The sequence below is a fragment of the Mesorhizobium sp. M0518 genome (assembly GCF_040321125.1).
Classification (GTDB): Bacteria; Pseudomonadota; Alphaproteobacteria; order Rhizobiales; family Rhizobiaceae; genus Mesorhizobium.
In genome coordinates this window covers 256,034-280,333 of sequence record NZ_JAMYQY010000006.1, presented here as the reverse complement: position 1 = coordinate 280,333, position 24,300 = coordinate 256,034, and the positions used below count along the sequence as shown (strand labels likewise).

27 protein-coding genes are annotated in these 24,300 nt (G+C 64.0%); 23 read left to right on the top strand and 4 right to left on the bottom strand.

Translation table 11 applies throughout. The features are described from left to right. Positions 1-9: 9 nt before the first annotated feature. The 4 genes from NKI66_RS11620 to motA are packed head-to-tail and all read right to left on the bottom strand — an operon-like array spanning position 10 to position 3,322. The gene (locus tag NKI66_RS11620) at positions 10-1,020 is read right to left on the bottom strand and encodes a flagellar motor switch protein FliG (RefSeq protein ID WP_352751662.1); all 1,011 of its coding nucleotides are present in this window, start codon (positions 1,018-1,020) and stop codon (positions 10-12) included. Positions 1,021-1,063: 43 nt separating this feature from the next. Continuing rightward, on the bottom strand, positions 1,064-1,450 hold the full coding sequence (gene fliN, locus NKI66_RS11615) for a flagellar motor switch protein FliN (protein ID WP_023809994.1): 387 nt from the start codon (positions 1,448-1,450) through the stop codon (positions 1,064-1,066). Between the two features lie 16 nt (positions 1,451-1,466). Beyond that, a complete protein-coding gene (locus tag NKI66_RS11610) occupies positions 1,467-2,414 on the bottom strand; it encodes a FliM/FliN family flagellar motor switch protein (protein ID WP_128304925.1) in 948 nt (315 codons plus the stop codon). A 32-nt stretch (positions 2,415-2,446) separates the two neighbouring features. Next, positions 2,447-3,322, bottom strand: coding sequence for a flagellar motor stator protein MotA (gene motA, locus NKI66_RS11605; RefSeq protein WP_352613298.1), 876 nt, complete (start codon positions 3,320-3,322; stop codon positions 2,447-2,449). Positions 3,323-3,468: 146 nt separating this feature from the next. Between motA and NKI66_RS11600 the strand changes: the two genes are divergently transcribed. The 23 genes from NKI66_RS11600 (at position 3,469) to NKI66_RS11490 (ending at position 24,290) form a co-directional block, all read left to right on the top strand. Then, on the top strand, positions 3,469-4,590 hold the full coding sequence (locus NKI66_RS11600; RefSeq protein ID WP_023809997.1) for a DUF1217 domain-containing protein: 1,122 nt from the start codon (positions 3,469-3,471) through the stop codon (positions 4,588-4,590). Between the two features lie 7 nt (positions 4,591-4,597). Then, positions 4,598-5,320: a flagellar basal-body rod protein FlgF gene (gene flgF, locus NKI66_RS11595; RefSeq protein ID WP_352751660.1), complete on the top strand. Its 723-nt coding sequence runs from the start codon at positions 4,598-4,600 to the stop codon at positions 5,318-5,320. A gap of 3 nt (positions 5,321-5,323) precedes the next feature. Further along, positions 5,324-6,727: a flagellar protein export ATPase FliI gene (fliI, locus tag NKI66_RS11590; RefSeq protein ID WP_023809999.1), complete on the top strand. Its 1,404-nt coding sequence runs from the start codon at positions 5,324-5,326 to the stop codon at positions 6,725-6,727. Continuing rightward, positions 6,714-7,556, top strand: a complete 843-nt coding sequence (locus NKI66_RS11585; protein ID WP_023810000.1) for a hypothetical protein — start codon at positions 6,714-6,716, stop codon at positions 7,554-7,556. Before fliI ends, NKI66_RS11585 begins: the two co-directional genes overlap by 14 nt. Positions 7,557-7,636: 80 nt before the next feature. Continuing rightward, complete coding sequence (flgB, locus tag NKI66_RS11580; RefSeq protein WP_023810001.1) at positions 7,637-8,017, top strand: flagellar basal body rod protein FlgB; 381 nt, start codon at positions 7,637-7,639, stop codon at positions 8,015-8,017. Between the two features lie 2 nt (positions 8,018-8,019). Then, positions 8,020-8,436 carry a flagellar basal body rod protein FlgC gene (gene flgC, locus NKI66_RS11575; RefSeq protein WP_013529797.1) on the top strand — a complete coding sequence of 139 codons (417 nt, stop codon included), beginning with the start codon at positions 8,020-8,022 and terminating at the stop codon, positions 8,434-8,436. Then, the gene (gene fliE, locus NKI66_RS11570; RefSeq protein WP_023810002.1) at positions 8,436-8,762 is read left to right on the top strand and encodes a flagellar hook-basal body complex protein FliE; all 327 of its coding nucleotides are present in this window, start codon (positions 8,436-8,438) and stop codon (positions 8,760-8,762) included. The genes flgC and fliE overlap by 1 nt, the downstream gene beginning before the upstream one ends. A gap of 11 nt (positions 8,763-8,773) precedes the next feature. Beyond that, entirely contained in the window at positions 8,774-9,562 is a 789-nt protein-coding gene (gene flgG / locus NKI66_RS11565) for a flagellar basal-body rod protein FlgG (RefSeq protein WP_013529795.1), read from the top strand. A gap of 3 nt (positions 9,563-9,565) precedes the next feature. Then, positions 9,566-10,093: a flagellar basal body P-ring formation chaperone FlgA gene (gene flgA, locus NKI66_RS11560; protein ID WP_031212802.1), complete on the top strand. Its 528-nt coding sequence runs from the start codon at positions 9,566-9,568 to the stop codon at positions 10,091-10,093. Continuing rightward, complete coding sequence (locus NKI66_RS11555) at positions 10,090-11,331, top strand: flagellar basal body P-ring protein FlgI (RefSeq protein ID WP_352441901.1); 1,242 nt, start codon at positions 10,090-10,092, stop codon at positions 11,329-11,331. The genes flgA and NKI66_RS11555 overlap by 4 nt, the downstream gene beginning before the upstream one ends. Before the next feature lie 9 nt (positions 11,332-11,340). After that, positions 11,341-11,925 (top strand): MotE family protein, encoded by a 585-nt coding sequence (locus tag NKI66_RS11550; RefSeq protein WP_502897946.1) that lies wholly within the window; start codon positions 11,341-11,343, stop codon positions 11,923-11,925. After that, positions 11,922-12,629, top strand: coding sequence for a flagellar basal body L-ring protein FlgH (gene flgH / locus NKI66_RS11545; RefSeq protein WP_127290408.1), 708 nt, complete (start codon positions 11,922-11,924; stop codon positions 12,627-12,629). The genes NKI66_RS11550 and flgH overlap by 4 nt, the downstream gene beginning before the upstream one ends. A 19-nt stretch (positions 12,630-12,648) precedes the next feature. After that, entirely contained in the window at positions 12,649-13,143 is a 495-nt protein-coding gene (locus NKI66_RS11540) for a flagellar basal body-associated FliL family protein (protein WP_352441899.1), read from the top strand. Continuing rightward, positions 13,140-13,871 (top strand): flagellar type III secretion system pore protein FliP, encoded by a 732-nt coding sequence (gene fliP / locus NKI66_RS11535; RefSeq protein WP_128304917.1) that lies wholly within the window; start codon positions 13,140-13,142, stop codon positions 13,869-13,871. Before NKI66_RS11540 ends, fliP begins: the two co-directional genes overlap by 4 nt. A 197-nt stretch (positions 13,872-14,068) precedes the next feature. After that, a complete protein-coding gene (locus NKI66_RS11530; protein ID WP_128304916.1) occupies positions 14,069-15,055 on the top strand; it encodes a flagellin N-terminal helical domain-containing protein in 987 nt (328 codons plus the stop codon). Positions 15,056-15,322: 267 nt separating this feature from the next. Beyond that, entirely contained in the window at positions 15,323-16,387 is a 1,065-nt protein-coding gene (locus NKI66_RS11525) for a flagellin N-terminal helical domain-containing protein (RefSeq protein WP_127290416.1), read from the top strand. A gap of 132 nt (positions 16,388-16,519) precedes the next feature. Beyond that, positions 16,520-18,166, top strand: a complete 1,647-nt coding sequence (fliF, locus tag NKI66_RS11520; protein ID WP_023810010.1) for a flagellar basal-body MS-ring/collar protein FliF — start codon at positions 16,520-16,522, stop codon at positions 18,164-18,166. 3 nt (positions 18,167-18,169) lie between these two features. Continuing rightward, entirely contained in the window at positions 18,170-18,796 is a 627-nt protein-coding gene (locus tag NKI66_RS11515) for a hypothetical protein (protein ID WP_023810011.1), read from the top strand. Continuing rightward, positions 18,793-20,127 (top strand): MotB family protein, encoded by a 1,335-nt coding sequence (locus NKI66_RS11510; protein WP_023810012.1) that lies wholly within the window; start codon positions 18,793-18,795, stop codon positions 20,125-20,127. The genes NKI66_RS11515 and NKI66_RS11510 overlap by 4 nt, the downstream gene beginning before the upstream one ends. Then, the gene (locus NKI66_RS11505; RefSeq protein WP_352722607.1) at positions 20,124-21,503 is read left to right on the top strand and encodes a MotC family chemotaxis protein; all 1,380 of its coding nucleotides are present in this window, start codon (positions 20,124-20,126) and stop codon (positions 21,501-21,503) included. The genes NKI66_RS11510 and NKI66_RS11505 overlap by 4 nt, the downstream gene beginning before the upstream one ends. Before the next feature lie 272 nt (positions 21,504-21,775). Then, positions 21,776-22,882 (top strand): flagellar hook-length control protein FliK, encoded by a 1,107-nt coding sequence (fliK, locus tag NKI66_RS11500; protein WP_352751658.1) that lies wholly within the window; start codon positions 21,776-21,778, stop codon positions 22,880-22,882. After that, positions 22,812-23,399: a transglycosylase SLT domain-containing protein gene (locus NKI66_RS11495; protein WP_352613312.1), complete on the top strand. Its 588-nt coding sequence runs from the start codon at positions 22,812-22,814 to the stop codon at positions 23,397-23,399. The genes fliK and NKI66_RS11495 overlap by 71 nt, the downstream gene beginning before the upstream one ends. 222 nt (positions 23,400-23,621) lie before the next feature. After that, positions 23,622-24,290, top strand: coding sequence for a response regulator transcription factor (locus NKI66_RS11490; protein WP_013529780.1), 669 nt, complete (start codon positions 23,622-23,624; stop codon positions 24,288-24,290). Positions 24,291-24,300: the final 10 nt, after the last annotated feature.

The window sequence follows — 24,300 nt, the reverse complement described above, 5'->3', positions numbered from 1 at the left end:
GGCGCGGTCTTAGGCGGCGTCTTGGGTCGAGGGTAGTTCGAAGGCGCCTTCGCGCGACAGCCGGATCGTCGTCGTAACGATCGTCTTGCGGGCCGCCGTGATGTCGGCGAGAGGGACCCCGTCCGAGCCCTGTCCGAGTTCGGCTTCGATCATGCGCCGCGAGCGGGCGCCGATGGCCGACAGCACCGATTCCGCGAGTGCGGCCGAAGTGCCGCGCAGGGCCAGCGTGACCAACTCCGTCGACAGCCCGTCGAACAGCAGCACCCGCGCTTTCTGAGTGAGCAGCGGCAAGTCCTCGAAAGCAAACAGGCGGGCCCTCACACCGTCGAGATCAGGCGTGCCGGCGGCTTCCAGATCCTGCATGACCTCCTCGAGCAGCGGCTTGTCGAGTTCGTTGAGAACGCTGGCGACACGCGCCTGCCCGGCCGAGGTGTCCTTGGTCGAGGTTTCCGCCAGCACGCTGGTACGCAGCCGGTTTTCGACGATCCTGGCGGCAGCGTCGGGAACATTGGCCATCGTCACCATGCGCTTGATGATTTCTCCACGCATCGGCTTGGTCAGTGTCAGCAGCACGTTGGCCGCCACCTGCGGTGCCAGCTTCGACAACACCATGGCCGCCGTCTGCGGATGCTCACCGGCCAGGAAGGCACCAAGCCGCGCCGGCTCGAGCTTTTCGAGCTCGGGCCAGATCGGCGGCGGGCCTTCCGGTGCGACCTCGAATTTCTTGTCGCCCATGATCGCGCTCATCTCTTCGGGCGAGAGCGATTCGTTGAGGATGGTGTCCATCCTGTCGGCGGAATCAAGCAATCCCGCCCCTTCCGTGAACTCGGCCTCGAACTCGGCGACGATACGTTCGAGATCGCTTTGCGGAATCGTCCGCAGCAGGCGGGCGCCCTCGATCAGGGCCTTCAGTTCTTCCTGCTTGAAGAATTTCAGCAGGCGGCTGGCCGACGGCTTGCCCATCGCCACAAGTATGGCGGCCGCCTTCTGCGCGCGGGTCAAGGTCACCGGCGTCGTCATGCCACTCGCCTCCGCTGCCACCGGCAAGCCCCGCAAACCATGTCTAGGCGCCCTTCGTGCCGGCGATGATTTCGGTCAGCCTGATGCCGAAACGCGACGGATCGCTTTCCAGCACGGTGATCTCGCCGCGCGCGATCTTGCGGCCGTTGACCACGACGTCGACAGGTTCCCCGATGCGGCGATTGAGCGCCACGGTCGACCCTTTTTGCAGCGCCATCAGATCGGAGACCGGCATCTCCGTGCTGCCGAGGATGATCTGGACATCGACGGGGATGTTCATGATCACGCTCGAATTGGCTGATGAGGCCGCCCTGAACGCCGCATCGGGGCGCTGCTCCTCTTCATGCAGGACACCGCGCAACTCTTCGATGGCACGGTCGAGTTGCTCGTCCGGCTGGTCGAGGTCGGCTTCCGCCTTGGTTTTGGCCATGATCGTCTCCAAATTCTCAGGCGCGTCCGGCGGCTGCCGGCATCAGCCCGTCGATAAAGTCCTGTCCGGCGTCGTAAGGATGCCTGATCCGGACGGTGTAGTTCTGTCCCAGTTTGCCGAACTCGCATACGAACAGCGTCTTGCCCCGTGCGCTGAGACGCGCCTGGGACTGGGCCGTTTCCTCGAATTCGATGACGTCGCCGATTTGGAAACCGGCGAGCTCGCCGAGCGTCAGCCGCGCCAGCGGCATCGTGGCCTCGAGCGCCACGGTGGAGCGCATCACCTCTTCCGAAAAGCGGGCGCGCCAGCTGGGGCCGTGATCGTCGTCGCTGACAGAAACGGCTCCGTCGCGGCTGGCCAGCACGACGCGCTGCGGCATCGTCACCGTGACGGTGCCACTATCGGCCGGCGTCGAGATGCCAAGCACGATACGGATTGCCGCGCCATCGCGCAGCACATACCGCTTCGCCTCGGTGCCGGACATTGCTCGCGGCGCGGGCAGGCGCAGGTCGAGCGAGCGCTTTCCCGATCCGTTGAGGGCCTGCGCGACCTGCTGGAACACCATGGTCGAAACATCGATTTCGATCTGCGACAGATCGCGTTCGATCGGCGATGCCGGCAGATCCGGGTCGCCGCCGAACAGCGTGCAGACCATGATCGCGATCGCCGGAGCATCGATCACCAGGGTCATCGCATCGGAGGACGCCGACGAGCCGATCACGGTCATGGCAAACGTGTCGCCGGCACGCGAACGCGCCTCGGGAACGCGGCTGACCTCGATCGCTTTGAGTTCGACGACGACCGGAACGCCAAGCTCGCTGGTCAGGCTTTTCTGCAACAGCGGTACGGCGCGTTCGGCCATGGCGCGGCCTGCGTCGATGACCTGCGCGGCCTCGCCGCTGTCACCGACCAGACGCTCGATGATCAGCGAACGCGCTTCCGCTGGACTGCCCAGGCTGGTCATGACAGTGCCGGGACCGATCTGTCGTGCATCGTTCAGGCGGCCTTCTTTTCGACGGCACCGGTGTTCATCGTGCTCTGTTCGACGGCGTCGATCGTCGGCCGTTCATAGGACGAGATGGTCTTGCGGCCGAACTCGATCGCCACCTGCGGCAGCGCACCGTTCATGTAGGCCAGCAGCGTCTGCTTGACGATGATATAGAGGCGGTTCTTCTTCTCGCGCACTGTCTTGATCTTGGTGGCGACCGGCCCGACCACCGAATAGGACAGGAAGATGCCGAGGAACGTTCCGACAAGTGCGGCACCAATCAAACCGCCGAGGATTTCAGGCGACTGGTCGAGCGCGCCCATCGCCTTGACCACGCCGAGCACGGCGGCGACGATGCCGAGCGCCGGCAAGCCGTCGCCCACCGCCACCAGCGCGTGATAGGCCTTCATCTTGTCGGACTTGATGGTCTGGATTTCTTCGTCCATCAGCGCCTCGATCTCGTGCGAGCGGGCATTGCCGATGATGATGATACGGCAGTAGTCGCAGATGAAATGCGTCAGGTCGTGGTTATGCAGCACGGTTGGGAACGCCTGGAAAATCGCCGACTCTTCCGGATTGTCGATATGCGCCTCGACTTCGCTGCGGGATTTCGAGCGCAGCTCGCGCATCAGCGAGTGCAGCACGCCGAGCGTCTCGAGATAGTCCTGTTCCTTCGGCACCGCCTGCTTGAAGGCTTCGAGGATGCCCTTGCCGGTGTCCTTGACCGTCTTCATCGGATTGGCGACGAGGAAGGTGCCAAAAGCCGCACCACAGATGATCACGGCTTCCCATGGCTGAATCAGCACATGAAGATGGCCGCCCATGGCCATGAAGCCGCCAAGGACGCAGCCGAGCGTTACCACCAGTCCAATCAGAATGCCCACGACAGGTCCTTCCGCATTTCACATCAGGAGCTAGGGATAGTCCCCGTGCCTTGTGTGAGGCTTGAATCGAGGGCTTGGAAGCGATTCAGTTTCGCGCAAGGAAGTAGGGGTATTGTGCCGGCATAGCTTCGGCCGGAGGCACGTCTTTGCTCAATACCTTTACCAGCTACCAGCTCATCACCAAGGACATTTCAAAATCGATCGACAGGATCGAGCAGCAGCCCGTGGTTGATCGCGACACCAAATATTATCTCGCGAATATCACCAAGGTGAAATCGATCGACGATTTCGTCAAAAACGACCGTTTGTTCAAGTATGCCATGAAGGCCTACGGGCTGGAGGACATGGACTACGCCAAGGCCTTCATGGTCAAGGCACTCAAGGAAGGCGTCTCCGATCCCGACAGCTTCGCCAACAAGCTGACCGACAAGCGCTACGCCGAATTCGTCAGCGCCTTCAACTTCGCCGCCAACGGCGCCGATGCGACCATCTACAACAAGACACAGCAGTTGGTGACCAAGAACTATGCCACCCAGGCGCAGATCGCCGGCCTCGATCCCAATTCGGCCTATGTGAAGGGCGAGACGACATACTATCTTGCCAACATCACCAAGGTGAAGTCGATCGACGATCTGATGTCGAACAACCGGCTCTACACATACGCGCTGGCGTCATTCGGTCTCGATTCGGCGACGGAGGACAAGGATCTCATCAAGCGGGTTCTGCAGGGCGGCGTCCGCGACCCCGACAGTGTCGCCAACAAGATGACGGACAAGACCTATGCCGCGCTTGCCTCCGCCTTCAACTTCGAAGCCTATGGCGAAAACACCACCACCATCAATCCGGCGCAACAGCCGACCGTCGACAAATACATGCGCCAGACCCTCGAAGAGGATGCCGGTCAGACCAACCAGGGCGTGCGGCTGGCGCTTTATTTCGATCGCAAGGCCCCGACCATCACCAGCTGGTATGACGTGCTGGCCGACACCGCGCTTGCCAGTGTCGTGCGCACCGTGCTCGGCCTGCCCGATTCCTTCGCCACCGCCGACGTCGACAAGCAGGCGCAGCTGTTCGAGCAAAAACTCGACATCTCGGATTTCTCCGACCCCGAAAAACTCGGCAAGTTCCTGACGCGCTTCACCAGCATGTACGAGATCAACCACCCGACTTCATCGGCCGTCGCCTCGGTCAGCGTGCTGTTTGCCCAGCCACTCACCGTCGGCATCTCCACCGACCTGATGATGGCCATGCAGAAACTGAGGTTCTGAGACCATCATGCGGGACAGCCTGTACGTCGCCCTTTCGTCGCAGATCGCGCTCGAGCGGCGCCTCGACACCATCGCCGACAACGTCGCCAACGCCTCGACGATCGGCTTTCGCGCCACCGGGGTGAAGTTCGAGGACGTCGTCTCCGGCACCGGGCAGAAATGGGTATCCTTCGCCTCTCCGGGCAAGACCTACCTTTCCGGCGCCCACGGTGCCTTGAGCGAGACCGGCAATCCCTTCGATTTCGCCGTCCAGGGCGATGCCTGGTTCGCCATAGAGACGCCGGTCGGCACCGTCATGACCCGCGACGGACGCTTTTCGATGAACGAGAACGGCGAGTTGATGTCGCTCGAGGGCCACCCGGTGCTCGATGCCGGGGGCTCGCCGATCCAGCTTGACCCCCGCAACGGCCCGCCCAAGGCCGGGGCCGATGGTTCGTTGCGCCAGAACGATCAGCTTGTCGGCTCGATCGGTCTCTACAATTTCGATCCAGGCGCGAACTTCGTCCGCTACGGCAATTCCGGCATCGTTCCGGCACGCACCCCGGAGCCTGTCACCGATCGCTCGGATATCGGCGTTGCCCAGGGCTTTCTCGAAGAGTCCAATGTCAATCCGGTGCTGGAGATCACCAGGCTGATCATGGTCCAGCGCGCCTTCGAGAACACCGCCGCCCTGATGCGGCAGACCGACTCGTCCACCGACGAGGCGATCAAGACGCTCGGCTCGAAATAATCCATGTCGCTCGACCAGCCATCCCTGCGCGCACTCGAAAGACAACTCCAGCCGGCGCCGGAAGACCGGCTTGCCGCGCTGGAACGGGTCTGGCGGCGTTTCGCCGACGCCGAGGCGCTGCTCAAGCGCGGCGGCCGCGTCATCGAAGTCACGCCCACGCACTACAAGGTGCACGGCCTTTCCGGTTTCGCCAGGCTGGGCGACATCGTCGAGCAGCGCGGCAATGCCGGTGCGCGCCGCGGCGAGATCGTCAAGATCGGCCGCGACGAGGCCGTCGTGGCGCCCTTCGAACGCAGCGCCGATTCCGGCATCGGTGATGCCGTGTTCCGCCGCGGTCCGCTCGTGGTGGCGCCGCATGCCTCGTGGCGCGGCCGCACCATCGACGCACTCACCAGGGCGATCGATGGCGGCCCGCCACTCGCCCGGGGAGACGACACAACGCGCGGCGCCCAGACGACGCCGGGGGCCATGGCGCGGCAACGCGTCGGCACTGCCTTCATGACCGGCGTCAAGGTCATCGACATCTTCACGCCGCTCTGCTTCGGCCAGCGCCTCGGCATCTTTGCCGGCTCCGGCGTCGGCAAGTCGACGCTGCTCGCCATGCTCGCCGGCGCCGACGCATTCGATACCGTCGTGGTGGCGCTCGTCGGCGAACGCGGCCGCGAAGTCCGTGAATTCCTCGAGGACACGATCGGCGACAGCATGGCCAAGACCGTCGCCGTCGTCGCCACCAGCGACGAAAGCGCCATGATGCGCCGGCGTGCGCCAGACACCGCCATGCGCATCGCCGAGCACTTTCGCGACCAGGGGCATCGCGTTTTGCTGGTGCTGGATTCGATCACCCGCTTCGCTCACGCCCTGCGTGAGGTGGCGACTGGAACCGGCGAGCCGCCGGTCGCGCGCGGTTATCCGGCCTCGGTGTTCACCGAACTGCCCAAGCTGCTCGAACGCGCCGGGCCGGGTACGGAAGGCAAAGGGTCGATCACCGCCATCATTTCCGTGCTGGTCGACGGCGACGATCACAACGACCCGGTCGCCGATTGCGTGCGCGGCATCCTCGACGGCCATGTCGTGCTCGATCGCACGATCGCCGAACAGGGTCGCTATCCCCCCGTGAACCCGCTGTCGTCCATATCGCGGTTGGCCGGAAAGGCCTGGAGCGTCGAACAGCGCGCGCTGGTGACAAGGCTGAAGTCGATGATCTCGCGCTTCGAGGACACGCGCGATATCCGGTTGCTTGGGGCCTATCAGGGGGGCGTCGATGCCGAACTCGACATCGCCGTGCGCCAGGTGCCGCTGATCTATGAGGCGCTGACGCAAGCGCCGAAGGATCGCCCGTCGGCCGACCCTTTCTCCGATCTCGCCCGCCACCTCAAGAGCAAGCTGAACGCCGATGCCGGAGACTGAACGCGAATATACCGAGCGCATCCTGCGCGACATGATCGCCGAGGCCAATGCCGTGGAGCAAGCCGAGGCTGACGAAGCGAGAACCGCCAAGGCAAAGGCTGCCCGTATCATCGCAGCCAAAGCCGAGGCCGTTCTGGCCAGAGCCGTCAAGCCAATCCTGCCACGGGCTGGCAGAGCCGATCCTGATCTTCTGGCCAGGCCCGTCGAACCCGCTCTGCCCCGGGCTGTCCAGGCGGTGGCTGCCGAGATGACGCAGGCGAGCCGCGACTCGCTGATCAACGGGCTGTTCCCGCGCACCGAATGGCCGCAGCCGCCAAAGGCACCGTTTCCCCGACTGAGGAAGAAGTCCGACCGACGCAGCGATTTCGTCATAGCCGCGCTCGGCATCACGCTCGGCCTGATCTGCGCCCTGTTTCCCTGGTACATCTTCTTTAACCAGGACCAGTTTGGCGTCCAGGCGATGAAGTTCGGCGGCACCGGCTCCAATTCCGGGCGAGCGGGCGGCGGCGTGGTCGCCGAACGCAGCGCGCCGCTGACGGCAAAGGATATTCCCGCGGCCAATCTCGATCTTCTTGCCACCGGAACGGTGCGGGATGATGCCAATCCCGCAGCCGCACCCGACGAGCAACCGTTTCCGGCCGACGCGGCGAAATTCCGCATGGTTCATGTCGCCAACGGCCGTGCCATGATCCAGGACGACGCTGGCCTCTGGATCGTCCAGCGCGGCTCGATACTGCCTGACTCCAGTCAGGTGTCCTCCATCGAGCAGCGCAACGGCAAATGGGTCATGGTCACCAGTGCCGACCGGGTAATCGAACTCTCCAGATAAACGATCTCCGGCTTCCGGCCATCCGCAAGGCCCGCGCAAGACTGGCGGCCTAGTCTCTGGGTACCTGCTCGGAGATTCCCATGGAGCCCGTTTCCCTTTTCGATCTCGCCGCCAAGCAAGCGCAATGGCTGGCCGTGCGCCAGTCGGCAGTCGCCGGCAACATCGCCAATGCCAACACGCCGGGTTATACGGCAAACGACGTCGAGCCATTCGAAAAGGTGCTCGACCGCGCCGCCGTATCGCTGCAGGCCACCCAGGCCGGCCATCTCGGCAATGCAGCGAGCAATGCCGGCTTCACCATCAAGCCGCAGGAGGATGACGGCGTCGTCATGCCGTCCAAGAACTCCGTCGTTCTGGAAGACCAGTTGCTGAAAGCCGGCGAGGTGCGCCACTCCTTCGAACTCAACACGGCGATCGTCAAGGCGTTTCATACGATGATGATGATGGCGGTGAAGAGCTGACCATGGACGCACTGACCGCAGCCCTCAAAGTCGCAGCATCCGGCCTCGGCGCCCAGTCGGAGCGCCTGCGCGTGGTTTCCGAAAACCTCGCCAACGCCCAGTCGACCGGCACCGCGCCCGGCTCCGATCCTTATCGCCGCAAGACCATCAGCTTCGTCTCCGAGCTTGACCGGGCCTCCGGCAGTTCAACGGTTGCAGTGAACTCGATCGATCGAGATCCCAGTGACTTTCCAGTCGAGTTCCAGCCCGGCAACGAGGCAGCCGACGAGAAGGGCTACGTCAAGATGCCCAACGTCAACGTGCTGATCGAAATGGCCGACATGACCGAGGCCAACCGCTCCTACGAGGCCAACCTTCAGGTCGTCAAGCAGGCCCGTGACCTGATTTCCATGACCATCGACCTGATGAGGAACCAGTAATGATCAGCGGTATCGGAGCCCTTCAGTTCAAGCCGTCGATCGGCGGCGATGACACGGCGACAAGCCTGCTCCAGGGCGGCGCAACACCCTCGGCCGGCGGCAATGTCGGCACCTCCTTTGCCGAGGCGCTGAGCCAGGCAGCCTCCAAGACCGTCGACACGATGCAGAATGCCGAGCAGGTATCGATGCAGGCGCTCAAGGGCGACGCCGACACCCGTCAGGTGGTCGACGCCGTGATGAGCGCGCAGCAGGCGCTTCAGACCGCCGTCGCCATCCGCGACAAGGTGGTTTCCGCGTATCTCGAAGTCAGTCGAATGGGCATCTGAGGAATTCCGCCATGAAAGCACTTGCCATCGCCGCCACCGGCATGAATGCCCAGCAGACAAATCTGGAAGTCATCGCCAACAACATCGCCAACATCAACACCACCGGCTACAAGCGCGCCCGTGCCGAATTCTCCGACCTGCTCTATCAGGTCGACCGCACGCAAGGCGTGCCCAACCGCTCCAACGCCTCGCTGGTGCCGGAGGGCGTCTCGATCGGCCTCGGCGTCAAGACGACGGCCGTGCGCAACGTGCACACACAGGGCGAACTGACCAGCACCGGCAACAGTTTCGACCTGGCGCTGACCGGCAGGGGCTGGTTTCAGATCGAGGGTGCCGACGGCGGCACGCTCTACAGCCGCGCCGGCGCTCTCAACACCAACGCCACCGGCCAGCTGGTGACGGTCGACGGCGCTGCCGTCATTCCGGCAATCAACGTCCCCGTGGATGCCGTCGAGGTCATCGTCAACAAGACCGGCCAGGTCTTCGCCCGCATCGACGGCCAGACCGACCTGCAGAACCTCGGTCAGCTTCAGATCGCCAATTTCGCCAACGAGGCCGGCCTGGCGCCGCTCGGCGACAATCTGTTCCAGGAAACCACGGCTTCGGGGCCAGCCAATGTCGGCGTGCCTGGCGATCCAGGCTTCGCCACCATCCAGCAGGGCTATCTCGAAGCCTCCAACGTCGACCCGGTCAAGGAAATCACCGAGCTGATCTCGGCGCAGCGCGCCTATGAGATGAACTCCAAGGTCATCCAGGCCGCCGACGACATGGCCTCCGTGGTCTCCAAGAACATCAGGTAACGCATGATGTCGACGCCCGGCCTCCTGTCCGCATTCCGCCGCAGCGCGCTCGTCCTTGCGCTGGTGACCGGCACGATGCCGGCTTTTGCCCAGGAATCGGCCAACCAGTCGGCCACCCGGATCGCCAGCAATCAAGCTGTCGGCGAGGTGGTGCTTATTCCGAGCCGGGTTATCTATCCCGGCGAGACCATCAACCTGGCTGCCCTGAAACAGGTCACCCTTATCGTCGGCAAGCACAAGCCAGAGGCGGTCGCCACACGGGTCGAGGAACTGGATGGCAAGGTCGCCAAGCGCACGTTGCTGCCCGGCCGCTACATTCCCTCCACCGCCATCCGCGAGGCCTGGCTGGTCGAACAGGGTGCTTCCGTGCAGATCTTCTTCATCGCCGGCGGGCTGACGATCTCGGCCACCGCCGTGACGCTGCAGCCGGGAGCCGCGGGCGACCTCGTCAAGGTTCGCAACATCGACAGCGGCAAAGTCCTGTCCGGCACGGTGATGGCGGATGGAACCATCCAGGTCAGCGCTTCATGATGCGCGGGCTTACCCTGATACTGGCAGCCGTGCTTGGCCTGCAGCCGGCGCTGGCCGACGGCCTGACGCCGAAGGCCAAGCGCGAGCTCGCCGCCAAGAATGGCGGCGTCTACAACGATCCCGAATATGATCCGGCCACCACCAGCCGCATGTTCCGGGTGTCGACCGGGCCGAGTTCGCTGCCGCCGGGCCAGGTCGCCTCGCGCATCAAGGACATCGCCCAGCTGCAGAGTTCGCGCGACAATCAGCTCGTCGGCTACGGCCTGGTCATCGGCCTTGCCGGATCGGGCGACAGCCTGCGCAACTCGCCATTTACCGAACAGTCTATCCGCGCGATGCTCGAAAACCTCGGCATCGCCACCGAAGGCGGCAGTGCACGCGCCAAGAATGTCGCCGCCGTCATCGTCACCGCCAACATGCCGCCCTACGTGCAGTCGGGCGCCCGCATCGACATCGACGTCTCCTCGATGGGCGACGCGACCTCGCTTTCCGGCGGCACGCTGATCATGACGCCGCTGAAGGCGGCGGACGGCGAGATCTATGCCGTCGGCCAGGGCTCGGTCATCGTGTCCGGCTTTACCGCCCAGGGACAGGCCGAGCAGCTGACGCAAGGCGTGCCGACCTCCGGCCGCGTGCCGAACGGCGCCATCGTCGAGCGTGCTGTCCAGGCCGAGTTCGACGATCAGGCGATCCTGACGCTGCAACTGCGCAATCCCGATTTCTCGACCGCTATCCGCATCGCGGACGCCATCAACGATTACACCGGCCAACGCTTCGGCATGCGGGTCGCGGCCGAGCGCGATTCGCGCACCGTTCAGATCAGAAGGCCGAAGGGTGTCTCGGCGGCGCGCTTTTATGCCGAGATCGAGAACCTTGTGGTCGAATCCGACACGCCGGCCCGTGTCGTGATCGACGAGCGCACCGGCACCATCGTCATCGGCAATGACGTCAAGATCTCACGGGTCGCCATCAGCCACGGCACGCTCACCGTACGCATCACCGAAGCGCCGCGCGTCGTCCAGCCCGAGCCCTTCTCCAAGGGCGAAACCGCCGTCGAACCGTTCACCGCCATCGACGCCAGCCGGCCCGACGCCCGCGTTGCCGTGCTTGACGGACCCGATCTCCAGACCCTCGTTTCCGGCCTCAACCGCCTCGGGGTCAAGCCGGACGGCATCATCGCCATTTTGCAGGGCATAAAGTCGGCCGGGGCCCTGCAGGCCGACCTGGTTCTGCAATAGGCGATGCCGATGACGCGCTCCTTCCCACGCCATGACGGCAGACACCGCAAAGCCGCGATCCTGCTTGCGACCGCTATTCTCGCGGCTCTGCCCTTTGCCGGCGACACCGCACGCGGCGAGGAGACGGTCCGCCAGGTCCTGCCGGGAGCACCGGTGGCAGCGCCGCCGCGGCAATTGACACGGGAAAACGCGCCGGACCAAAGCGAGATCGAGCGCTTCTGCTCAAACATCGCCGACGCCGCCCGCGACCGCCGCTATGTCCTGCAAGCGGAGGAACTGAAGCAGCTCCAGGCCGGCATTGACGAGCGCATGAAAGCTCTCGATGCAAAGAAAGCTGAATACGAGACCTGGCTGAAGCGGCGCGAGATTTTCCTGGCCCGGGCCGAGGACGGCGTCGTCCAGATCTACGCCGGCATGAAACCCGACGCCGCTGCCGAGCGGCTGGCCATCGTCAACGCCGATCTGGCTGCGGCCATATTGATGAAGCTCGACACACGCAAGGCGAGCGTCATCCTCAACGAAATGGACCAGAAGGCGGCGGCGACGCTCACCGGCATTATGGCCAGCGCAGCCCGAAGGGTAGACCCGTCATGATCCGGAAAATGCTTGTCCTGTGCGCGGTCACCGTGCTGTCGGGTTGCGGAACCAACCTCAAGGAGGTCGGCAGGGAGCCGGCTCTGTCCCCGGTCGGCTCCGGCATCGATGGCGGCAGTACTGGCTCCCTCTATCGCTATCCGCAAACGCCGCCCGCGCCGGTCAAGAAATTCTCGTTGTGGGACGACCGCCAGAGCCGGCTGTTCACCGACCCGCGGGCGCTGTCCCAGGGCGACATCCTGACGGTCAAGATCAAGATCAACGATCGAGCCAACTTCAAGAACCAGAACGACAGGAGCCGCACCGCCAATCGCAAGCTCGGTTACGACCTCAGCGCGCAGTGGGACAAGTGGAGCACCGCCGGCAAGGGCGCTGGGGCTCTCAGCTCCACCACGGACACGACCGCCGACGGCGAGATCAAGCGCTCGGAGACGCTTGAGCTCAATGTCGCGGCGATCGTCACCGATGTGCTGCCCAACGGCAATCTGATGATCACCGGATCGCAGGAAGTGCGCGTCAACGCCGAGCTCAGGGTGCTGACGCTCGCCGGCATCGTGCGGCCGGCCGATATCGGCGCCGAAAACACCATCCCCTACGAACGCATCGCCGAGGCCCGCATCTCCTACGGCGGACGCGGTCGCATCACCGAGGTTCAGCAGCCTGCCTACGGCCAGCAGATTCTCGACCAGGTTCTTCCGTTCTAGGGTTGGGGAACAGAGCACAGTGGCAAATGTCGAACAGGTCCAGCCGCGCAAGGGTCCCTCCCTTGCCATTCAGGCCGGCATGCTGCTGGTTGTGACGGCGGCCGCCATCGGCATGGGCTGGATGTCCGGCGGCTATCTGAAGGGTGTCGACGCACCGTCGTCGGTACCGGCGGCGCCCGAGAATGAAGGCAAGACGGAGCAGCCGGCTTCTGCCGAGCAGCCAGCCGTGGGGCCTACACTGGTCGTGCTGGCGCCGATCACCACCAACATCGCCTCGCCTGCCGGCACCTGGATCAGGATGGAGGTGTCCATCGTCTATGACGCGCCGCAGCCACAGGCAATGTCGGATGACATCCACCAGGACCTTCTGGCCCTGGTGCGCACGTTGAAGATGCATCAGATCGAGGGCGCCAGCGGCTACCAGCACCTGAAGGCCGACCTCGAAGACCGCGCCGCGATCCGCAGCCAGGGTCACGCCAAACAGGTACTCATCAGGACATTGCTGCTCGAATGAGAAAACTCCTTCTCGCCACGGCCATGATCGCCGCCGCCACCTCCATCGCGGCGGCCCAGCAACTCGATCTCGGCGGCATCGGCAAGGCTGACGGCACCACCGTCGGCTACATCATCCAGATGTTCGGCCTGCTGACCGTTCTGTCGGTGGCGCCAGGCCTGCTGATCATGGTGACCAGCTTCACCCGTTTCGTCATCGCCTTCTCGATCCTGCGCGCCGGCATCGGCCTGCAGTCGACACCGGCAAACCTCATCCTGATTTCGCTGTCGCTGTTCATGACCTTCTATGTCATGGCGCCGACCTTCGATCAGGCTTGGAACACCGGCGTCAAGCCGCTGATGGACAACCAGATCACACAGACCGAAGCCTTCGACAAGATTTCGGACCCGTTCCGCACCTTCATGCTGCACAATGTGCGTGACAAGGATTTCGACCTCTTCGCCGACCTCGCCCGCGAGCGCGGCCAGACCGTTTCGCGTGACACCGTCGACCTGCGCATCCTGGTGCCAGCCTTCATGATCTCGGAGATCCGGCGCGGATTCGAGATCGGCTTCCTGATCGTGCTGCCATTCCTGGTCATCGACCTGATCGTCGCCACCATCACCATGGCGATGGGCATGATGATGCTGCCGCCGACAGTGGTGTCGCTGCCGTTCAAGATCCTGTTCTTCGTCCTGATCGACGGCTGGAACCTGCTTGTCGGCAGCCTGGTGCGCTCCTTCAACTGACCCTGCCGCGCCGGCTCGAAATCCCAGCAATATATTTTCGATTAACCGTCCGGTTTAGCCCTTTGGTAGGGACTTGCCCGCATATTCGCTCGCAGATGGCGGGTGATCGATTTGAGAGATCATGGGCATGATGCCGCACCGTCATACCGGTAGAGCCGGTATGTAAAAAATACCTGTAAAATCAAGGTACGAGTACCATGTCCAGCATCATGACGAACAGCGCCGCATTGACGGCTCTGCAGAGCCTCAACGCCACCAACAAATCCCTCACCGACACCCAGGCCCGCATTTCGACCGGCTACAAGGTCTCGCAGGCTTCGGACAACGCCGCCTATTGGTCGATCGCCACCACAATGCGTTCCGACAACCAGGCAATGTCCACCGTTTCGGACGCTCTCGGCCTCGGCGCCTCCAAGGTCGACACAGCCTATACCGGCATGAGTAGCGCGATCGATACCATCAACCAGATCAAGACCAAGCTGGTCGCGTCCTACGGCCAGACGGACGCCTCCAAGGAAAAGACCCAGGTCGAAATCGCCGCCCTTCAGAACCAGTTGAAGGCCTACGCCGATGGCGCCACCTTCTCCGGCACCAACATGCTTTCGGTGTCCACTGCGACAGGCACCGCGGCCGACGTGAAGATTGTTTCGGCCTTCAACCGCGACGCGACCGGCGCGGCTTCGATCTCGACGATCGATGTCAATGTGGAAAGCATCAAGCTGTACGATGCCGGCGCGGCACCAACCGCCAAGGGTATTCTCGACACGGCTCGCCTCGGCACCACGGGCGCTGCTGTTGCCACGGCCTCGAACCCCACCCTGGGTGCTGCAGCAGCGGCAACCGACACCTATTCGGTTGCCTCGCTCACTATCTTTTCGGGTGGCACGGCTGCCAGCGATAGCCAGATCGCGCAGCAGATGAACGTCGTCGACGCCGCGCTCAAGGCCATGACCAACGCCGCCACCACGCTCGGCGCCGCCAAGAGCAGTATCGACCTGCAGAAGACCTTCACCTCGAACCTGATGGACTCCATCGATCGCGGTGTCGGCCAGCTCGTCGATGCGGACATGAACAAGGAATCGACCCGTCTGCAGGCCCTGCAGGTCCAGCAGCAGCTCGGCATCCAGGCGCTGTCGATCGCCAACGGTTCGTCGCAGTCGATCCTGTCGCTCTTCCGCGGCTAATCGCCTTCGCTCAACCGCAGTTCGCACTAAAAATCGGGCCGCGCCAAAAGCGCGGCCCGATTTGCGTTTTGCTCCAGCCCCACGCAACCCTCGATGCTTAACTCTCAAAAGCCAGCTTTTAACAGGCTGTTAACCATGCCGCGCTAGTTATGGTTAACCAATAGCTTACGACAGTTGGCGAATCGGTCCGACCGGCACGATGCCACCCGTTGAACAGGCCCATCCGGCATGTCTGAGCATGTCGGCTTTTGAGAAGGAGCGACTTTCTTGGCGAGCATCATGACCAACGCTTCGGCGTTAACCGCACTTCAAAGCCTCAGCGCCACCAACAAGTCGCTTGAACAGACGCAGGCCCGCATATCGACCGGTTACCGGGTCTCGCAGGCCTCGGACAACGCCGCCTACTGGTCGATCGCCACCACGATGCGCTCCGACAACGCGGCCCTGTCGACCGTGCAGGATGCACTCGGCCTCGGCGCCTCGAAGGTCGACGCCGCTTACACCGGCATGAACAATGTGCTGACAACGATCGGGCAGATCAAGACCAAGGTGCTGTCCATGGTCGGTCAGACGGATGCCGCCAAGGCAAAAACCCAGACCGAGATCAAGGCGCTTCAGACGCAGATGAAGTCGTTTGCCGATGCGGCGACCTTCTCCGGCTCGAATTTCCTGGCGGTGACCTCCAAGCAGACTGCCGCCCCCAATGATGGCGTTCAGCCCGACTCGCAGATCGTGTCCTCATTCAATCGCTCCTCATCCGGCGCAGTGTCGATCGGAACGATCAACATCGATGTTGAGGGCACCAAGCTTTTCGACTACGGCCTCGCCGCCGAGGTGAAGAATTCCGGAACCCTCGATCGCAAAACCTCCATCTATTCCACGGGCGCCGCCCAGACCCTGTACGACAACGCCTATGCGGGCGTGATCGCGGGCGGAGGAACGGATATCGCCGCGAACACAGCCGGCCAGACGGCGGCGGGAGCGGTCGCCAAGGTCGACAATATTTCCGCCTACAACCTCGACATCACGGCCCCAGGGGTAACCGACGACATCATCACGCAGATGGTAACCAGGATGGACAAGGTCATGGCCCAGCTGACCGACTCCGCCACCATCCTCGGCTCGGCCAAGAGCAGCATCGACCTGCAGAAGACCTTCACCCAGAGCTTGATGGACTCCATCGACCGCGGCGTCGGCCAGCTCGTCGATGCCGACATGAACAAGGAATCGACCCGTCTCCAGGCCCTGCAGGTGCAGCAGCAGCTCGGCATCCAGGCGTTGTCGATCGCCAACGCCGCCTCGCAGTCGATCCTGTCTCTGTTCAAGAGCTGATCACGGGCGCCACCGGCGCCCACCTTCCCATCAGATAATCGGGCCGCGCCGCAAGCGCGGCCCGATTTCATTTTCGCACAAGCTTCGAAGACTAGAGTTCCAGCGGACAATCATGCTGGGAGTCGTTGAACCGTGCCGGAACAGATCCAGAGCATCATCTCGAATCTCCGCGGGTTTGGCGTGAAGCGCCTCGCCATGCTGGCGGGCATCGCCGTTCTGGTGATGGGCGTCATCGGCATCGCCTCGGTCTATCTCAACCGCCCCGCCTACGACACGCTCTATGTGGGACTAGACCGTGCCGACGTGAACCAGATCGGCCTGGTGCTGGGCGAAGCCGGTATCGGCTTCGATGTCGGCGCCGATGGAACCTCGGTTCTGGTGCCGGCCGGCACCACCGCTCAGGCCCGCATGCTGCTCGCCGAAAAGGGCCTGCCGACCAGCGCCAATGCCGGCTACGAACTGTTCGACAATGTCGGCTCGCTCGGCCTCACCTCCTTCATGCAGCAGATCACCCGCGTGCGCGCGCTGGAAGGCGAGATCGCCCGCACCATCCAGTCGATATCGGGCATCAAGGCTGCGCGGGTCCACATCGTCATGTCCGAACGCGCCAATTTTCGCCGCGACGAGCAGCAGCCCTCCGCTTCCGTGGTCATCCGCTACGCCGGCATCGACGCCGAGAAGAGCGCCATGTCGATCCGCCATCTCGTCGCCGCCGCCGTTCCCGGCCTGTCGGCAGACAAGGTGACTGTTCTCGATTCCAGCGGCAATCTGCTGGCTGCGGGCGACGACCCTTCCAACACCAGCGCCGCCCGCACGCTCGGCGTCGAGCAGACCGTCGAGGCGCAGATCGGAGACAACATCCGCCGTGCGCTGACGGCCTATCTCGGCCCCGACAATTTCCGCGCCAGCGTCAAGGCCGAGGTCAACACCGACACCCGCCAGACGGAAGAGACCATCTTCGATCCGAATTCCCGCGTCGAACGCTCGGTGCAGTCGGTGCGGGCCAACGAGAACAACAACCAGAAGCAGGCTTCCACTCCGGCCAGCGTCGAGCAGAACCTGCCCGAGACCCAGGCAACCGCCACCGATGGCCCGCAATCCTCCTCGCAAAACGACCGCAGGGAAGAGATCACCAACTACGAGATCAATTCCAAGAAGATCGCCACGGTCTCCAACGGTTACACCGTCACCAAGATGTCGATCGCCGTGGTCGTCAATCAGCAGCGGCTGACGGCCATCCTCGGCAAGGACGCCACGCCGGAGCAGATCGCCAAGCGCGTCGCCGAGATCCAGAAGATGGTCACGTCCGCCACCGGCCTGGACGAAAAGCGCGGCGACATCATCGACGTCTCGGCGGTCGAGTTCATCGATGGCCTGGATGGCGAGGCGATCCCGCAGGCGGGAATGCTCGATTCTATCGGCCAGCATGCCGGCACGATGATCAATGCCGGTGCCTTCATCGTCGTGGTGTTCCTGGTCGCCTTCTTCGGCCTGAGGCCGATGGCCGCGGCGCTGACGGCAAAGGCTACTCCGGCCCTGGCAGGTCCCAGCTTCGACGACGTCCAGCGCTCGCTGCCGACGCCGGAGGCAATGGCGGCCACCGACAGTGCCGCGATCGGGACCTTGCCAGGCACACGCCCAGGCCCCACGCCGCTCGACGATCTTCGCCAGAAGATCCGGCCGGCGCCGCAGGACAGGCTTGCCAGGATGGTCGATCTCAACGAGGAGCGCACCGCGCAGATCCTGCGCAAATGGGCTGCCCAGGAAGTGGCGGTGTAAACCATGCCCTCCGTAGCCCTCTTCGACCTTCTGCCCGATTTCGGGACGCGCGCGCAACGCGCCGGCCAGCCCCGGGCAGCAGTCGATCCCGACCACAAGCCCGAGACGCCGGCGCCACAAGCCGATATCGGCACGCTGATCGCCGAGGCGGTTGCCCAGGCGGAGGCAGCGCTGGAGGTCCGCCTGTCGGCTGCGCATGACGCCGCGCTCGAAGCCGAACGCCAGGCCAGTGCCGAGGAAGCAAGGATATTTCTCGAAAGCCTCGGCGACGATGTCGGCAAGGCTGTCTCGTTGCGCATCGATGCGATGGAGGCGCGCGTGACCGGACTTGTCGCCGCCACGGTCGCCCGCATCATCGGCGGCATCGTCAGCGACGATCTGCAGAAACGTTCGATCGATGCGTTGGCCGGCGCCGTTCGCGAAGCGGTTGGCGATGCCGAAGCGGTGCGCATCGTCGTGCGCGGCCCGCTCTCGATGTTCGAAACACTGAAGGCGTCGCTCGGACCCCGCGCCGCCAATCTCGATTTTGTCGAGGCGCCAGGCTTCGACCTGACCGTCGCCATCGACGAGGCGGTGTTCGAGACGCGCATGGCCGAATGGTCGACGACCCTCTCGGAGGTCCTGGCATGAGCGTCGCCGACGCCGATCACGGCCGCCACGAGATCATCATCGTGCGGCGCAGTCATGACGACCATGACGAAGCCCACCATGGCGGCGTCTGGAAGATCGCCTTCGCCGACTTCATGACGGCCATGATGTGCTTCTTCCTGGTCATGTGGCTGATCAACGCCGCCAACGAGCAGACCAAGGCAGCCGTCGCCAGCTACTTCAACCCGGTCAAGCTGGTCGACCGCAATTCGAGCCGCAAGGGCCTGGAGGATCTCGGCGACGGCCCGCGCGCCATGGGGCTGACGGCCGACGATCCGCAAGAGGCGACCAGCAAAGCCGGACAGAACGGCAATGCCGGCGCGGGCGCGTCGGACCGCAAGCAGGACAAGCAGGAGCCGCAGCAGGCGGAACGCACCGACGATCATCTCTTCGCCGACCCCTACGCGGTGCTTTCGGAAATCGCCGCGGATACCGGCGTCATGCAGAATGTCAGCCAGAAAGGCGACGGCGGCGTGCAGGCTGCCGGACCGGCTACCGGCGCCTCCGGTGGCGCCTCCTACCGCGATCCCTTCGAGCCGGATTTCTGGTCGCAGCAGGTCGCGGCGCCCGGCGCCGAGGCCAGCGCCGAGCGCACCAAGATCGAGGGCGATCCGGCCAAGCCCGGCGACAAGACCGCCGAAACGCAAGTGCTCAAAGTCAAAGCCGTGCCGCCTGTCGCGGCACCGCTCGAGCCGCTGGCTAAGGACGCGACCGGCAAGCAGGCCGCGAACCCTGCCACGGCAATGGCCGGCGAGACCAAACCGGACGGCACCACGGTCGCGGGCGGAGCGAAAGCCGCGACGCAAAACGCCACCAAGCCTGACGTCGGCGAGAAGGCGCCAACCGCGGCTGCCGTCAAGGCAGCGGCCGACGTCAAGCGGCAACTGGCCGATGCCTTCAAGCCCGGCGACAAGCTGCACGACGGCGTCTCGGTCGAAGCCACCGACAAGGGGGTCGTCATCTCGATCACCGACCAGCTCGACTTCGGCATGTTCGAGGTCGGCTCGGCATTGCCGAGACGCGAACTGGTGCTGGCGATGGAGAAGATCGGCCGCATCGTCAACAGCCAGAAGGGCACCATCAGCATCAACGGCCACACCGACGCCCGGCCGTTCCGCGGCGACAGCTACGACAATTGGCGCCTGTCGACGGCGCGCGCGCATTCCGCCTACTACATGCTCGTGCGCGGCGGCGTCGACGAACGCCGCATCACCGAGGTCGCCGGCTTCGCCGACCGCCAGCCGAAAATAGCAGCCGATCCATTGGCGGCCGCGAACCGCCGCATCGAGATCCTGATGGCGACCGGCGGATGAAGCGAGCGGCCGTCACCCGCCGGTTGATTGGCCTGTTGCTGCTGGCCGGCGGACACCCGTCGACCGGTTTCGCCCAGGATACGCTGCAGCCGTATCAGTTGGTGCGCTCGCTGCAACTCATCCAGGACCGCATAGCCGCCGGCGATCATGCCGCCCTGCCGATGCAAGCCAAGCTGCTGGAGATGGCAGATGCGCGCCTGCGGGCGGCGAATGCCGAGGACTACAAGGATCCCGAGAACTTTCGAGCTCTGCTTGTCTATGGCATGAGCGGCGGCAACCCGGTGACCGTCGAAGCGGCCACGTCGCGCGCTACGACGGACCCGCAAAGCCTTGCCATCGCCAAAGGCGTGATTGATTACCTCAACGGCCGGCCCGGCGAGGCTATCGAAGCCTTGAGGCCGATCGATCCCATGGCGCTGCCCCCGGATCTCGGCGCCTTCCTCGCCCTGGTCAAAGGCTCACTGCTTGCCGGCGATCAACCGGCGACCGCACTCCGTCTGCTCGACGAGGCAAGATTGCTCAGCCCCGGCACGCTGGTCGAGGAAGCGGCACTTCGCCGTTCGGTTGGCCTTGCAGTCGCGCAAGGCGACGCGGCACGCTTCGCCCTTGCTTCCACCCAATATGTCGAGCGCTATCTCTATTCGCCCTATGCCAGCCAGTTCGCCGACTCCTTCGTCTCCGGCGTCATCGCGCTGCACATGTCGATCAGCCAGGACAAGCTGGGCGACATCACCTCGATGATGGATCCCGAGCGCGAGAAGGTGATCTATCTGCGCATCGCCCGCCGGGCCGCGATAGACGGCCTGAACGACTTGTCGGCCTTCGCTTCGGCGCGGGCGGAACAGGGCCGCGACGGCAACACCAATCAGGACGATCCACGCGCCCTGCTCTATGCCAGCCTTTCCACCGTCACCTCGGGTACAATCGAGGACGTTCGCGCCAAGCTCGGCAAGATCGACCGCAGCCGGCTGTCGGAGGGCGACCGCGCTTTGCTCGACGCCGCGCAGGCCATTGCCGGCGAGGTCGTCGCGCCGCCCACCGCCCTTCCGGCGGAAAAGCCTGCCCCAGTTCCTGCCGCCGCGGCGCAGCCGGTGCCCGAGATCGCCACGGCGCAAGGCGCCGATGACAGTGGCCTGCCGCCGGTCGAAGGCGCCATCTCGGAGCAACCCGCCGTCACCGCGGCCTCCGGCGGACCAGCCGCCAATGCGCCGGACATGGCAGCAGCGGCATCCGCCGACCCTGCGACTGTCATGCCAGCGTCGGCACCGTCACCCGCAGCCGGTCCAGAGCCCGCCGATCCGACCGACGCCGCCATGACCAGAACACGTCGACAGCTCGACCTGATCGACCAGATGCTTGGAGCCGCCCCAAAATGACCACCAGCCTCGGCTCGGCCTTGCCAGGATTTGCCTCCACGCGCGCGACGTCGGAGCAGCCGGCCGCGAACGGCAGGAACGATGACGCCGGCTTCGGCGAGATGCTGCGCGACGATGCCGGTGCTGCCCGCCCGGAACGGCAGCCTTCGACAGAGGCGGGATCGCGCGACCAGCGCTGGAGCAAGCTCGCTGCCGGCCTTGCCGGGCATGACGCCAGGGCCGAACCAGCATCGGCCGAGCCCGGAAGGACCATCTCGGCCAAAGTGGCAAACGTGAAAACCGGCAAGGACGATTTGGAAGAAAACGCGAAGGCCGACGCTGAAGATACGGCGCCGGATGCCGGGCCGCTTCAGGACGACCTGCCGCTGCTGATCGCGTTTCATGACCTGCGGCATTTCGCGACAACGGCCAATGCAGCCGGGGGCAATACGGCCACCGGCGAGAATCCGTCGGACCCGGCGCTCGATGGGCAGGCTTCACTGCCAAAGACCTACCGGCCAAAAGCCGCGGGCGGACGCGAAGCACTCGAAACCATGTCGAAGCCGGAGCAGGCGTCGATCGTCGACGGACCTTTGACGGCGTTTGACGGTCAGTCGCCGAGCGCTGCCTCCAGCGCGCCAAAACGCGACGCCGCAGCGGCGGCCCAGAAGCTGTCGGACGCACCGGCCGCCGATGTGCCCGGCGTGCGGTCGAAGCACACCGCGAATGCGATGAAGAGCATCGAGGATGTCCAGTCCTCGATGCGTCCAGAAGCGGGAAAACAGTCCCTGTCCACTGCGCGCATCGACGTGGTGTCGGAACGGAGTTTCCCCGCACCGCCGCAAAGTCCCATCAGCCAGGCAGCCCTCAATGTGATCAACGCCATAGCCGCCGACGCCGGGCCGCAAAAGGCGCTTTCAGCCTCACCCACGACCACCCATCTGGCCAGCTCTGTTGCCGTTCCGACACATGTGTTGAAGATCGAACTCCACCCCGCCGAACTTGGCATGGTGACGGCCAATCTTCGCCTCTCCGGGGAACAACTTTCGATTGAGCTGATGCCTGAAACGCATGACGCTTATCGTCGGCTGTCGGCCGACAGCGAGGCCATCGTCAAGTCACTGCGGGGGCTCGGCTTTGAGGTTGACAAGGTCACGATACTGCAACCTTCGGTAGCAGCTCCCGCTACAACCCGGACGGATGCAACCGCTCCTATGGCGGCGGCGACAGGCCGCGATCCAGCATCCTTTCAACCGGGGAATTCGGGCAGCGGCAATGGTGGAGCCGGCGGCCAGCAACCGGGCCAGCAATCCTCAGGGAAACGCAACGATGACGCGCAGGACTACGGCCGCGGCACTTCGCCTGCTCGCGAGCGCGCTGGCGGCGATATCTTTATCTAGCGCGGCAAACGCCGCCGCAGCTACGGCCAACCCCTGCGAGCCGGAGATCCTGCGCGCCGCCGATCGTTATGGCGTGCCCGCCGGCATCCTCTATGCCGTTGGCCTGACGGAGACCGGAAACAAGGGCAGCCTTCAACCCAATGCCTTGAATATAGAAGGAAAAGCAGTCTTTCCGAGGAGCCGGACCGAGGCCCTTGCCGCCTTCGCCAATGCCCGGCGCGAGGGCAAGACCCTGATCGATCTGGGCTGCATGCAGATCAATCACCACTATCACGCATCGCATTTTCGCAGCGTCGAGGACATGCTCGACCCACGCCAGAACGTCGACTATGCGGCGCGCTTCCTGGCCAGCCTTCATGCCCGTCACGAGACCTGGTCGATGGCCGTTGCCCGCTATCATGCCGGTCCCGACAACGACCCGGCGCAGAAGATCTATGTCTGCCGCGTCATTGCCAACATGGTCGCCACCGGCTTTGGAAAATGGACCGCGAACGCCCGCGGCTTCTGCAACCCGTAAGCGCATTTCCCGTTACTAATAGACCAACCGTACAACCCGAATTGTTGGTTTGACTTGATCATACCTTGCCGCCGAAAGCACATCTGGCCGCCCGCTAATGCAACCGGTACGATTCCAGACTCCCAAGAAACTAGCTACAAGAAATGACGGTTGTTCAGGATTCCCGCCAGCGGATACGCCTCTCTTCACGGGGCAAATGATTTGATTCGGAAGGCGGGGCCGATGATTGTGATCGTTGACGAGCGCGAGCTCGTAACAGAGGGATACAATTCACTTTTCGATCGTGAGGGCATCGCCTGTGCAGGCTTTGCGTCCGGCGAATTCGGTGAGTGGGTGAACTCGGCCGCGGACACCGATCTGCGCTCGGTCCGAGCCTTCCTCATCGGCGACTGCCGCGAAGGTTCCATCTCTCCCCGCCAGATCCGCGACCGCACCGGCGCTCCGGTCATTGCGCTCAGCGAACAGCATTCGCTGGAGAACACGCTGCGGTTGTTCGAGAGCGGCGTCGACGACGTCATTCGCAAGCCCGTCCATATCCGCGAGATTCTGGCCCGCATCACCGCCATCCGCCGCCGCGCCCAGGAAGACGTCGCCTACACCGAGATCGGCGCCATGCGCATCTTCATGGACGGCCGCGACCCCGAGATCGACGGTCAGCCCCTCCCCCTGCCGCGCCGCGAGCGCCGCATCCTCGAATATCTGGCGAGCAATCGGGGGCGCCGTGTCACCAAGACCCAGGTTTTCAATGCCATCTACGGCATCTTCGACGAAGAGGTCGAGGAGAACGTGGTGGAAAGCCACATCAGCAAACTGCGCAAGAAGCTGCGCGAGAAGCTGGGCACCGACCCGATCGATTCCAAGCGTTTCCTCGGCTACCGGCTCGTCTTCTGATGCAGCGCCG

What these genes read in the sequence shown, in the direction of transcription:
- NKI66_RS11620 (WP_352751662.1), bottom strand. Translation starts at nt 1,020, where the DNA reads ATGACGACGCCGGTGACCTTGACCCGCGCGCAGAAGGCGGCCGCCATA.
- fliN (WP_023809994.1), bottom strand. Translation starts at nt 1,450, where the DNA reads ATGGCCAAAACCAAGGCGGAAGCCGACCTCGACCAGCCGGACGAGCAA.
- NKI66_RS11610 (WP_128304925.1), bottom strand. Translation starts at nt 2,414, where the DNA reads ATGACCAGCCTGGGCAGTCCAGCGGAAGCGCGTTCGCTGATCATCGAG.
- flgF (WP_352751660.1), top strand. Translation starts at nt 4,598, where the DNA reads ATGCGGGACAGCCTGTACGTCGCCCTTTCGTCGCAGATCGCGCTCGAG.
- fliI (WP_023809999.1), top strand. Translation starts at nt 5,324, where the DNA reads ATGTCGCTCGACCAGCCATCCCTGCGCGCACTCGAAAGACAACTCCAG.
- NKI66_RS11585 (WP_023810000.1), top strand. Translation starts at nt 6,714, where the DNA reads ATGCCGGAGACTGAACGCGAATATACCGAGCGCATCCTGCGCGACATG.
- flgB (WP_023810001.1), top strand. Translation starts at nt 7,637, where the DNA reads ATGGAGCCCGTTTCCCTTTTCGATCTCGCCGCCAAGCAAGCGCAATGG.
- flgC (WP_013529797.1), top strand. Translation starts at nt 8,020, where the DNA reads ATGGACGCACTGACCGCAGCCCTCAAAGTCGCAGCATCCGGCCTCGGC.
- fliE (WP_023810002.1), top strand. Translation starts at nt 8,436, where the DNA reads ATGATCAGCGGTATCGGAGCCCTTCAGTTCAAGCCGTCGATCGGCGGC.
- flgG (WP_013529795.1), top strand. Translation starts at nt 8,774, where the DNA reads ATGAAAGCACTTGCCATCGCCGCCACCGGCATGAATGCCCAGCAGACA.
- flgA (WP_031212802.1), top strand. Translation starts at nt 9,566, where the DNA reads ATGATGTCGACGCCCGGCCTCCTGTCCGCATTCCGCCGCAGCGCGCTC.
- NKI66_RS11555 (WP_352441901.1), top strand. Translation starts at nt 10,090, where the DNA reads ATGATGCGCGGGCTTACCCTGATACTGGCAGCCGTGCTTGGCCTGCAG.
- NKI66_RS11550 (WP_502897946.1), top strand. Translation starts at nt 11,341, where the DNA reads ATGACGCGCTCCTTCCCACGCCATGACGGCAGACACCGCAAAGCCGCG.
- flgH (WP_127290408.1), top strand. Translation starts at nt 11,922, where the DNA reads ATGATCCGGAAAATGCTTGTCCTGTGCGCGGTCACCGTGCTGTCGGGT.
- fliP (WP_128304917.1), top strand. Translation starts at nt 13,140, where the DNA reads ATGAGAAAACTCCTTCTCGCCACGGCCATGATCGCCGCCGCCACCTCC.
- NKI66_RS11530 (WP_128304916.1), top strand. Translation starts at nt 14,069, where the DNA reads ATGTCCAGCATCATGACGAACAGCGCCGCATTGACGGCTCTGCAGAGC.
- NKI66_RS11515 (WP_023810011.1), top strand. Translation starts at nt 18,170, where the DNA reads ATGCCCTCCGTAGCCCTCTTCGACCTTCTGCCCGATTTCGGGACGCGC.
- NKI66_RS11510 (WP_023810012.1), top strand. Translation starts at nt 18,793, where the DNA reads ATGAGCGTCGCCGACGCCGATCACGGCCGCCACGAGATCATCATCGTG.
- NKI66_RS11505 (WP_352722607.1), top strand. Translation starts at nt 20,124, where the DNA reads ATGAAGCGAGCGGCCGTCACCCGCCGGTTGATTGGCCTGTTGCTGCTG.
- NKI66_RS11495 (WP_352613312.1), top strand. Translation starts at nt 22,812, where the DNA reads ATGACGCGCAGGACTACGGCCGCGGCACTTCGCCTGCTCGCGAGCGCG.
- NKI66_RS11490 (WP_013529780.1), top strand. Translation starts at nt 23,622, where the DNA reads ATGATTGTGATCGTTGACGAGCGCGAGCTCGTAACAGAGGGATACAAT.